General features: G+C 40.4%; 10 protein-coding genes. 3 read left to right on the forward strand and 7 right to left on the reverse strand.

The window, feature by feature from the left end:
• The first annotated feature begins 565 nt into the window (after positions 1–565).
• Entirely contained in the window at positions 566–2,185 is a 1,620-nt protein-coding gene (purH, locus tag ACFIKQ_RS00130) for a bifunctional phosphoribosylaminoimidazolecarboxamide formyltransferase/IMP cyclohydrolase (protein WP_375652523.1), read from the forward strand.
• A 349-nt stretch (positions 2,186–2,534) separates the two neighbouring features.
• Positions 2,535–2,687 (forward strand): DUF1127 domain-containing protein, encoded by a 153-nt coding sequence (locus ACFIKQ_RS00135; protein WP_375635308.1) that lies wholly within the window; start codon positions 2,535–2,537, stop codon positions 2,685–2,687.
• 911 nt (positions 2,688–3,598) lie between these two features.
• Here ACFIKQ_RS00135 and ACFIKQ_RS00140 read toward each other — a convergent pair.
• The 3 genes from ACFIKQ_RS00140 to htpX form a co-directional block, all read right to left on the reverse strand.
• Positions 3,599–5,344 (reverse strand): heparinase II/III family protein, encoded by a 1,746-nt coding sequence (locus tag ACFIKQ_RS00140; protein ID WP_375655529.1) that lies wholly within the window; start codon positions 5,342–5,344, stop codon positions 3,599–3,601.
• A gap of 64 nt (positions 5,345–5,408) precedes the next feature.
• Entirely contained in the window at positions 5,409–6,773 is a 1,365-nt protein-coding gene (locus ACFIKQ_RS00145; protein ID WP_375652524.1) for an RsmB/NOP family class I SAM-dependent RNA methyltransferase, read from the reverse strand.
• A gap of 47 nt (positions 6,774–6,820) precedes the next feature.
• Complete coding sequence (htpX, locus tag ACFIKQ_RS00150) at positions 6,821–7,867, reverse strand: zinc metalloprotease HtpX (protein ID WP_375644323.1); 1,047 nt, start codon at positions 7,865–7,867, stop codon at positions 6,821–6,823.
• Positions 7,868–7,950: 83 nt separating this feature from the next.
• On the opposite strand from htpX, the gene ACFIKQ_RS00155 reads away from it, so the two are divergent.
• Entirely contained in the window at positions 7,951–8,166 is a 216-nt protein-coding gene (locus ACFIKQ_RS00155) for a DUF1674 domain-containing protein (RefSeq protein ID WP_375644324.1), read from the forward strand.
• A gap of 136 nt (positions 8,167–8,302) precedes the next feature.
• Here ACFIKQ_RS00155 and rpsP read toward each other — a convergent pair whose 3' ends face one another.
• The 4 genes from rpsP to ACFIKQ_RS00175 all read right to left on the reverse strand — a co-directional run bounded on the left by rpsP (position 8,303) and on the right by ACFIKQ_RS00175 (position 11,503).
• On the reverse strand, positions 8,303–8,677 hold the full coding sequence (rpsP, locus tag ACFIKQ_RS00160) for a 30S ribosomal protein S16 (RefSeq protein ID WP_273787601.1): 375 nt from the start codon (positions 8,675–8,677) through the stop codon (positions 8,303–8,305).
• 16 nt (positions 8,678–8,693) lie between these two features.
• Complete coding sequence (locus ACFIKQ_RS00165) at positions 8,694–9,023, reverse strand: chorismate mutase (RefSeq protein WP_273787741.1); 330 nt, start codon at positions 9,021–9,023, stop codon at positions 8,694–8,696.
• A gap of 24 nt (positions 9,024–9,047) precedes the next feature.
• Positions 9,048–10,616, reverse strand: a complete 1,569-nt coding sequence (ffh, locus tag ACFIKQ_RS00170; RefSeq protein WP_375635463.1) for a signal recognition particle protein — start codon at positions 10,614–10,616, stop codon at positions 9,048–9,050.
• A gap of 230 nt (positions 10,617–10,846) precedes the next feature.
• The gene (locus ACFIKQ_RS00175) at positions 10,847–11,503 is read right to left on the reverse strand and encodes a carbonic anhydrase (RefSeq protein ID WP_208439374.1); all 657 of its coding nucleotides are present in this window, start codon (positions 11,501–11,503) and stop codon (positions 10,847–10,849) included.
• Positions 11,504–11,657 lie beyond the last annotated feature (154 nt).

Raw genomic sequence — 11,657 nt, forward strand, 5'->3', positions numbered from 1 at the left:
CAAAAAACCATCATAAAACGAGGGATGATTCATTAAAAATGTAATGCCCAAAAATGTGAAACAATGCATTATCTCCACTCTTAAAAAAAATTCATTCTAAAAAAACATTGTCATAAACGCTTTTGAAAAACATACAGCCAAATTTAAAAATGATAGGAAAGATAGGCACTCATTTTTGCCTTTATAATTTTATATTCTTGCTTCATTAGATTGTTTCCCATCTCAGAGATTACTCCAATTGATATACGCAATACTTTCGCCTTCATCTAGCATAAAAGCTAATATAGCAGAGAACATACGGATGCATTTTTTGTTTCAAAACTGCTATGAAGATGAGATGTTGAGTTATAAGCAACAAAAAAACATTTAATGTCTCAATGAGACTTTATACCTATCACCACATCTCAAATGAGAGTGTTTTTACAGGATAATAAAAAAAGGTGAGTCATCCCATATTCTAAAAAGACAGTTTATCCTTTCAGTGTATTTTGCTAAAGGCTTATGCTATAAATCTATAAGCGTGTTTTACTAGAATTTTAACTCTTTCATTTTTAAGGCTTCTGTTATGGGTGTTGTTGCCAAAAATTTTCCCATACCTGATCTTCATCGGGTTCGTCGTGTTCTCTTTTCTGTGTCTGATAAAACGGGTGTGGTTGCTTTTGCACAAGCCCTTCATGCTACTTACAATGTTGAATTGATTTCAACAGGGGGAACAGCCAAAACCCTCATAGCAGCTGGTTTACCCGTAAAAGATGTTGCTGAAGTTACCGGATTTCCTGAGATAATGGATGGGCGTGTAAAAACACTCCATCCTTTGATTCATGGTGCTTTGTTAGGGGTAAGAGAAGATCCTAGCCATAGGGAAGCTATGGAAAAGAACAGCATTCATGGAATTGATCTTTTGGTGGTGAATCTTTATCCGTTTGAAGAGACGATCTTATCGGGAGCCGATGGGCAAACGATTCTTGAAAATATTGATATCGGTGGACCGGCGATGATTCGCGCCGCGGCAAAAAATTATGCTTATACTGGTGTTGTAACAGCGATAAAAGATTATGATTCGATTCTAGCTGAATTAAAACAGCATAATGGATGTTTAAGCTTATCTATGCGTCATCAGCTAGCAATGCGCGCTTATGCACACACCGCCGCTTATGATACGGCAATAGCATCGTGGTTTGCACGGGATTTAAAAATTGAAATTCCATCGTGGCAGAGTTTTTCTGGTCATCTTGAGAGTGTTATGCGCTATGGGGAAAATCCACATCAACAGGCAGCATTTTATCGCAATAATGGAAAACGTTTTGGTATTGCAACAGCAAAACTTTTACAAGGCAAAGCGCTTTCTTATAACAATCTGAATGATACAGATGCAGCCTTTGAGCTTGTGGCAGAATTTGATCCGCAAAAAACCGCTGCTGTCGCTCTTATTAAACATGCCAATCCTTGTGGTGTTGCGGAAGGAGAAAATTTGAAAGAAGCTTATTTGAAAGCTCTTATGTGTGATAATGTATCGGCATTTGGTGGAATTGTTGCTTTAAATCAAACCCTTGATGAGGAATGTGCTGAAGAGATTGTTAAAATTTTCACAGAAGTGATTATTGCTCCTGATGCCACAATGGCGGCACGTGAAATTATTGCCAAGAAAAAAAATCTTCGTTTGCTCATTACAGGTGGAGTTCCTGATCCACGCTGTGGAGGACTTCTTGCGAAAACACTTGCAGGAGGCATTTTAGTGCAATCGCGTGATAACGTGGTGGTTGATGATCTTAAATTGCAAGTAGTGACAAAGCGGGCACCAACTCAAGATGAAATGCGTGATCTTCAGTTTGCTTTTCGTGTAGCAAAACACGTTAAATCAAATGCTATTGTATACGCGAAAAATAGCGCAACAGTTGGAATTGGAGCCGGACAAATGAGCCGCATCGATTCAGCAAAAATTGCTGCAAGTAAAGCAGCAGAAAGTGCGCAAAGAGCAGGCTTAACAGAAACTCTCACAAAAGGATCGGTTGTTGCATCAGATGCATTTTTTCCTTTTGCAGATGGTTTATTAGCAGCAGCTGAAGCAGGAGCAACAGCAGTTATTCAACCAGGAGGCTCCATGCGTGATGAAGAAGTTATCACGGCTGCTGATGCGCAGGGTTTAGCGATGGTTTTCACAGGAACACGACACTTCCGCCATTAATAATTTTGCTGATTCTCTCTATTATATGAGACAAATGTTTCAAGGAATTTTTCATAATCATCGTATGACTATTGATCACTATTGAAATGGAAGCAGTTATTCAATCCAAAGAATCTACTCGTGAAGACGTTTATCACCACAGAAAATGCACATAATTTAACCATTATTTAGGGATAAGATATTGTTGTTGTTAATACTTTAATGGCTTCCCTTTCACATGAGCAAAATGTTAAAGGGATATTATCTTGTATGTAGATGCATACCTGTTATGATATTATAACACAACTCTTTTTAGTAATATGCTCTATTCTTAAACCAAAGAGTGAAATGAAAAGTTTGAGTAGAGGATATGAATATTCTACGTTTTTATAGTAATTGGCGCCGTTATCGTCGAACCGTTAATGCATTAAGGTGTCTTTCAACATATGAACTCAGCGATCTTGGAATTTGTCGCGGTGATATTAATTTGATTGCACGACGTTATTCGCGTAAATCTTTATAAACGTTGTTTGAAGCATTTGAGAGAGTGCTTTGCTGTGAAAAAACGTGCATTTTGTGGCTTGTTATTATGACTTCATTTATAATAACAAAGAGCAGAAGGGTTGTTTTTCTCGGACGTTGCTATGTGTTGTTTCTTGAATTCTCAGTGCTTCTATGATGTAAAACATTTGATTTATAATGATAATTTAGCGTTATTCATATTGAATTAGAACCCCGAATACCGTAAGATTCTCCCATTTAAAATCTATGTATGTTGAATACAAAAACCATTCGCTTGCACGTTACAAGCGGGGGATCCTGTGTGGATAAAAACTATTAAGAAAAGGCTAAAAATGCCTCTTATGAATCATCTCTAGTGCCAAGAGCTGTTACAAAAATTGGGCACTAATAAATAGTGTGATGATGCTAAATTGCTCCTTGCGTAAAGATGGGGTGCTTCATGGATTTACCGTTATACCCATCACAGACATCATCACGAAATAGGCTTGGAAGTATTAAGGGATTTTTCTTTAATATACGTCCGTAAATACGCAATAAATAGCGCTCTGTTTTTCGTGAGGGAGCGTAACCCTATTAATGCAACTCTCTCAGAGAGAAATATTGATCCCAACAGCACACTTAAGAACTTATCGAAGATAAGCAACAGCTTTATTTTCTCTCCACATCTTTAAAGAATGAAGATCCTTAACCAGTACTCATCTATCAACAGTGGTCTGTCAAAAACTCTTTTTTCGGGAGCCAATCCCTCTTAGCATCACCTCATGAGATTCTATGAGCAAACCTTGCCTAAAAACATCCAACCTATACTCTAATAAAATGCTTCATGTATAAAATTTATATGATCTTCAAATTTTGAGAATATTACCACAATAAACGATGATGTTTTGCGACACGAAGATAAAACGCAATATACTATGGGTTGGAATAATGTTCTGATTTTTTATCAAACGCTTTACGGATAAAACGCCAACGAACTTTTTCCTGAAATGCAGGACGAAAATATAAAACAATCTGTTGTGTCCGCTGTGGACCTGTTAATTCTGCAAAATCAATCGAATCTTCAAGACAAATATCTGCGTCAGGCGATATAAAATACCATACTTGTTCGCTCTTCACGTTCTCGTTCTTTACAGCTAAACACACACGTTTGCCATCATAGTTAACTTCAACTTGTGGATGAAGATGAAACCGAACAGCAACATGATCTTGTTCATTTTGCACACTCTTGTGTCTCTTTCCCCCTTTATTTGGCATAAAAAAGCGATCAAAACCTTCGATCATATCTCCATTTGTTGCCAAAATAAGACCACGCTCATGAATAAAATTAAAGGGTCGCACATAACCATTATGACTCGCAATAAAACCCGTCTTCTCTGAATCCTCTATACGGCGCACTTGAACATCCGTTGGTCCATCAAACAAAAATGGCGCGCCATTTTTCTTTTTCTGATAAAAAGCACCCACTGAACAATCATTAAGCGTAGCTGTTGAATGTGCTGCAGTAACACGCCCTAAATGTCGATAATCTTCCCGACCATCAGGATTAACACCAGTATTGATAATAAAACGGTGCCCTTGTGAAGACATTTCAAAAGACAAACATCCCGAACAAGCCTGCTGTGCTACAAAGCGGGGTGGAAACTTTCCTGTATCTGCAAGCACTGTTGTTTGATTGGCTTTTAAGCGCTGAAATCCTGAATAACGGGCATAACTAAAAGGATGCCCTCCTGTTTCATCAAGCTCCAAAAGGGACGATAACCGTTCCGACACAAGGGGACCAACCCCATTAAAATGAGCCAACGTTTGATCCTCATGGATAAAGAATCGTAAAGCTGGCAACATACGCTCAACAGAATCAATCAAAATACGTGGTGCTGTTTCATTGCTACGCATAAAAAGATGCCGTAACGACAATAAATCCGATAACAAATTCAGCAAAATAACAGGACTACGAGAAATATGCCCACCATCAACTAGGATTTGACGGGAAAGCTCTTTTATAAGTGTGGTTTGTACCTTTTTTTTCACTGCCACAGAAACAGGCAAAGCAAGAGATGCGAACGTCAAAGCCGCTGCTGCTTGTAAACGTCGGTCATCATGCTCCATACTGCAAATTGTTACGCGCAAATAACGAAATTGCAAACCAAGCGCACGTAAAAAGCGTTTTTCAAACCGCTCACTTGCTCCTTCTAACAACATTTTCGAGTGACAAATCCATGAAATCAAGCGCCGCGCCACAACAGGACCACTCCAAGCAAGCCCTTTTACCTTCTTGCCAGCATGGTCAAACCAATCTTCTAAAAGAGAACGTGCGTGTGCAGAAGCTAAATCACTTCCTGCTGCCTCCATATGGCGCAACCAATGAAAATCATGTAGAGCTGCTTCCCATTCTAGCGTTGGTGGAACCAATGCAAACGGCGAAACAGCACCAGAATGAACAATGTGACCAGCAAAAGCAAAACGACCATGATAAAATTCATGCGCCATCATAGGATCAGCCACATGCAAATCCATGGGATGCGCTAAAATTTTATGAGGACGAAACCCTGAAAACCGCCAACGAAACAATGGTCCAACCCATAAACGCCGCATAACATTCTGTATCGTATCGATACAGGCTGCCACTTTTACCTGAGGAGCTTTTACCGCAACCGCCAAAATTTCATCTCCATTTATGCTGATTCAAATACAATTTCGACCATTTTTGTAAATGAAGCGTTAATTAAGCAATTTTTCGTAAGCGTGCAGCAAAAAAACCATCCATTCCTAAAAATGCGGTTTTCTCAGCATCAAAATTTTTATGACAAAAATCCGCAGGCGTTGTACGTAACATCCCCCCACAAAGCAAATGTGCCAGTGCTCCCATTTCCTCTGGATAAATAGGTTCTAAAACAATGTCATTGCGTGTCGATAAAATTTTTTCAATAAGATCTTCACCTTCTTCTCTTGCCAATGAACAATTGGAAAAAATAATCCGTCCCCCCACCTTTACCAAGGAAATTGCTGCGACAAGTAAATCATTTTGCAACGCCGCTAACTTGACAATATCATCCCTCGATTTCGTCCATAAAATATCTGGATGACGACGGATCGTTCCAGTAGAAGAACAAGGAGCATCGAGAAGAACCGCATCAAAAAGCTGTGTGGGATGGAAATTTCTCACATCGCCCTGCCAAATGTGAACTGAAAAATGAAGCCGTTCCATATTTTCTTTTAAACGCTTTACGCGGTTAGCAGAAAGCTCAATTGCTGTCACCTGCGCTCCTTGTAAAGCCAATTGTGCTGTTTTTCCCCCAGGGCTCGCACAAAGGTCAGCAACTCGTTTACCCCGAAGTGTTCCTAATAAACAAGCAGGCAACGCTGCAGCAAAATCTTGAACCCACCAAGTTCCTTCACTATAGCCTAGTAAATCAGAAACAGAACACTCCAGACGATTCAATCGAACAGAACCATTGGGCAACACCACACCACCAAGCCTTTCAGCCCATCCAACACTATCAGATTTCACTGTCAAATCAAAAGGGGGTTCCACACTTTGAATTGCTATAATCTGATGCGCCTTTTCTGTTCCATAAGCTGACATTAAAAGCTGTCTAAACCACGCTGGCACACCTTCAATGGAAGGAATTTGTTGGCGTAAAGACACCGCCTCACGTGCAATATTGCGTAAAAGAGCATTCACCACCCCTGAAAAACGGCGCATTCGAGGGTCAAGTTTCGCCACACGCACAGCTAAATCAATAGCCGCATGATCTGGAATATCAAGATAAAGAATTTGTGCAACACTGATATGCAAAAGATGCTGGAGTGAAAGTGCTTGTGAAGGCAAAGGACGCGCTAAAAGGCGTGAGAGAGCTGCCGTAATCTGCCCTCGATGACGCAATGAAGCTGTTAAAATAGCCCGACATAACAAACGATCTCGTTGTGAAAGCTTTAAATATTGTGGATGTCCGTGTTCATTATCCGTCAAACCAGACAAAGGCGTGTGCTTATCAACTACCGCCCCCAAAAGACGCACACACACCTGCCGAACAGCTAATCCTGGAACATTTTTTTCAGACACATGCCCCGCTTTTTTGTGTTTCAAAACACCACCTTTATATCACTGTTTCCTTAAAAACTCCCTCAGTAACTCTATGAACGAGATCTTTTTGAATTTTCATAACGAAGCCAAGAAGGACGTTTTGTAACACGCTGAAAAGAACTGTTTTCTTGCTCACCTAATGCATGAGCCCGACCACTATGAAAATCTCCATAGTTCATCCCGTTGCTTTTTTCATGTATAGTATCTTCTTTATTCCATCCCACACTTTTGGCAAGAGCCCCTTTCATCTCTTCTGCTTGCTGATAAAGAGCAGCAATACGGTTTGCAGTTGCTGGATGTGTAGAAAAAAGACTATCCGCTCCCTCACCGCTCAAAGGATTAATAATAAACAGATGCGCGGTTGCTGGATTATGCTCTGCTTCTTCATTATATACCCCACGTCCCCCATCAGCAATCTTACGCAATGCCGAAGCCAACCATAAAGGATTACCACATATTTCAGCCCCTCTCCGATCCGCAGCATATTCCCGCGTACGACTAATCGCCATTTGCACCAGCATTGCTGCAAAAGGTGCCACGAGCAGTGCAATAAATCCTCCAATTGCCCCAGCGCCATGAGAATCTTCTGAAGAGTTACGCGGTCCTCCCATAAAGAAAGCAAAATTACCAAGCATTGAAATTGCCCCTGCAATCGTTGCGGTTAGAGTCATTGTTAAGGTATCACGATGCTCAATGTGTGCGAGCTCATGCGCCATAACACCGGCAATTTCCTCTGAACTCAACCGCTCTAACAACCCAGTACTTGCAGCAACAGCAGCATTTTGCGGATTACGTCCCGTCGCAAAAGCATTTGGCTGTGCATTCTCAATAACATAAACCTTTGGTTGAGGAAGAGAAGCCCTTTGTGCTAAATCGCTTACAATCTTATAATAAACTGGTGCTGAATGCTGATCAACTTCACGCGCCCCGTACATGCGTAAAACGATTTTATCCGAATTCCAATAAGAAAAAAAGTTTAAACCACTTGCCATCAAAAGAGCAATGACCATGCCACCACCCCCTCCAACAAGATAACCAACTCCCATAAAGAGAGCAGTTAAAAAAGCCAAAAGCATGGCTGTACGCATTATATTCATTACTCAAAAAACTCCATGATAAAAGTCAATCAATATTATATGATGGTGTTTTCTTTCTGCTTCTTCAATGGAATAGGTGTAAAATGAATAAAAAAGATGAGAAAACAAGCAAAAAAAATGCAACTGTTGTTAAACAGCAATCTCTTTCTCCCGCAGCACAACGCGCCCTTAAAGAAGCTGAAGAAAGGCGAAAAAACGCAGCCAAAAAAGAACAACCTTTAGAAAACGGCGGACGCGGCGGCAAAGACCCTTCCCGCTATGGAGACTGGGAAATTAAAGGCCGCGCTATTGACTTTTAAAACCATTGATTTTTATAAAACCAGCGCTGTTTAAACAAGCAGCTTTTTAAAGAAAATCCGTTTTTGATAGACAAAAACGGATAATATTTATTTTTCTAAAGCTTTTAAAGACACGTTGATTAAACAATCATGCTTCTCATGCTGAAGCAGATTCTGCTTCAGCCGCTGCCGCTGCTTCTTCTGCCGCTTGCTTTGCTGCTGCTATACGTTCTTGTGCTTTTTTACCCGGTTCACCTTTATGTGGATTATTACGGGTTGGACGCTTTTTCAAGCCAGCTGCATCTAAAAACCGTAAAACGCGATCTGTTGGTTGAGCCCCTTGTCCAAGCCAATATTGGATACGTTCTTCATTAAGTTTTACCCTCGGTCCATCTTTAGGCAACATTGGATCCCATGCACCAACACGTTCAAGAAACCGCCCATCGCGCGGACTACGAACATCTGCAACGACGATATGATAGTAAGGACGTTTTTTTGAACCTCCACGGGACAAACGAATTTTCAATGCCATATTTTATCTCCTATTGTCAGCTCTGGCTTTCGTTTAAATTAACTTTTTTTGTTTTTTGCTCTTCAGCAATAACTTCATGATGACGCACAACTTCTTTAATAATAAATTTTAAAAATCTTTCAGCAAAATCAGGATCAAGATGACTATCTATAGCCAATTGCCGCAAACGCTCTACCTGATATTGCTCACGCAGAGGATCTACTTTAGGCAAATCATAACGCGCTTTTAAGCGCCCAACAGCTTTCGTACAACGAAAACGCTCTGCTAAGATATGAATCAAAGTTGCATCAAAATTATCAATAGATGCTCGTAAATGTGCCAATTCGTTTAATACTGTTTCCTGCATCATATTCCTTTCCCTCTTTACATCTTATTTTTTCTTAGGATGCTGAGGAAATTTTCCCCTATCAGCAATGTCATTGGAAAGACCAGGAAATGTAGGTCCACGCTTGGGAAGTCCGGGCAAGAGCTTCCCTCCATTACCATTTTCAATTTGCTTTTGAAGTGTTGAGAATTGCTTTAGATCCAATCCCGACAAATCAGGCATAGCTGGAGAATCCCCCCCCAAATTTCCCATACCACCAAAACCCATTTTGGAACCAAGTCCTCCCAACATTTTTCCCATAAAACCACTTTTTCCTTTACCACCCATAGCTTTCATCATATCAGCCATTTGGCGATACATTTTCAAAAGTTTATTAATATCAGCTGCCGTTGTACCAGATCCCTTAGCAATTCGTTGTTTGCGGCTATGTTTTAAAAGCTCTGGATTCGCCCGCTCTTGCGGTGTCATAGATGAAATAATGGCCAATTGACGATCAAACAAACGATCATCAAGCCCCGCGGCCGCAATCTGCTCTTTGACCTTCCCCATTCCTGGCAACATGCCCATAATACCGCCCATTCCACCCAGTTTTTTCATTTTCTGCAACTGTTCTGCAAGATCATTCAGATCAAATTTTCCGGCTTGCATTTTTTTTGCAAAAGCAGCAGCTTTCTCATGATCCATTGTTTCAGCAGCTTTTTCAACCAAAGAAACAATATCCCCCATTCCGAGAATACGATCAGCAATACGGCTGGGATGAAACTCTTCTAAAGCATCTATTTTTTCACCAGTTCCAATTGCTTTAATTGGTTTACCTGTAACCGCACGCATAGAAAGAGCAGCACCACCACGCCCATCACTATCCATACGTGTTAAAATAATCCCTGTAATCCCTACACGCTCATCAAAAGAACGAGCAAGATGAACGGCATCTTGCCCTGTCAAACTATCAGCCACCAACATAATTTCATGAGGAAGGGAACATGCTTTAATTTCAGCCAATTCGAGCATCAAAGCTTCATCAATATGATTACGTCCTGCTGTGTCAAGAAGAAGCACGTCATAACCACCCAATTTAGCAGCCTGCACGGCACGTGATGCAATATCAACGGGCAGCTGTCCCGCAATAATAGGCAAGCTTGCAAGTTTCGCCTGTTCTCCCAATTGGCGCAACTGCTCCTGTGCAGCGGGACGACGTGTATCTAATGACGCCATAAGAACTTTTTTATTGTGCTTATCAGTGAACCGTTTCGCAAGCTTTGCTGTTGTAGTTGTTTTTCCGGAACCTTGCAAACCAATCATCATGATAACAACTGGAGCTGGTGCATTTAAATCACTCAGAACGCTTTCATTTCCAAGAATATGAACCAATTCATCATGAACAATTTTAACCACCATCTGGCCTGGTTTAATTGATTTAACGATTTCGGCCCCAACGGCTTTTTCCCGAACCCTATCGGTAAAAGAGCGTACAACATCAAGAGCAACATCAGCTTCCAATAAAGCGCGACGAATTTCACGCAGCGCCTCTACAACATCCTGATCCGATAAAGCGCCACGTCCCGTCAAATGAGACAGGATAGAACCAAGTCGCTCTTGCAAGGATTCAAACATCATTTACCTCATTGTTGCATAACAAACAAACCAAAATAGCATCCGAGAACGCATCGCGCCGTCGGATGTTGACCTCTGAGATCTCTTTATACCCTTAAACTGGGGTCTCAGTCGGTGGCTCCAAGTTAATTTTGTCACTGAAAGCTTGCTCCTTCAAACAATAAAACCCCAGCTTTGTCAAGTTTTATCATAAAATGTCTTTTTATACGAAGAAATAAAAACAGCAAATACTATACTTCAAAACTTTCAACTTCAACACGCATAAAACAACCTGTTTCCTGTTCCATACTCCATAATTTCCCGCTAGAGATATCAAACCAAACCCCGTGCAATGTCAAAAAACCTTGATCTTTGCGAAGCTTTATCCACGGAAACGTCTCTAAATTTCTCAACGAATGGCGAATAGAAAGCTGCTCTAATGCCGTCTGTTTTTCTGGCCAAGACAGCGACTTATTATTCAAAACGATTTCTGCTGCTGGTGCTAAGAGACTTATCCATTGACCAATAAAATCATTTGATGATAAAGATTTACATGTCTCCTTAAGAGCAGTACGAATGCCTCCACAATGGGCATGACCAAAAACGACAATATGTTTCACCTCGAGCAATTGCACAGCATATTCAAGAGCTGCTGATGTTGCGTGATATTGATCATCAGGAGAAAAAGGAGGAACCACATTTGCCACGTTGCGCAAAGTGAAGATTTCCCCTGGCTTAGCATCAAAAATCATTTCTGGCACTGCACGCGAATCACAACAAGCAATGACCAAAACTTCAGGTTTCTGCCCTTCAATCGCCAATTGCTGATAATGTGCTATTTTATATAAAAAATGATTGTTTATAAAATTTTGGTAACCACTTAAAAGTCTTGCTGGTAAACGCGCCATTCTCTCTTTACTTCTGCTTCTTTTTTTACTTTACATTTTGTATATTTAAAAAAACAAACTATTAACATACAAAAATACTAAAAATGCCCTTTCTCTGACGCAAAATATTTCTTTAAAGTACAAACTATTACTAAAAAATAGCAAAAACAAACTC

Source organism: Bartonella sp. MR63HLJHH, from assembly GCF_042194155.1.
GTDB lineage: Bacteria > Pseudomonadota > Alphaproteobacteria > Rhizobiales > Rhizobiaceae > Bartonella > Bartonella grahamii.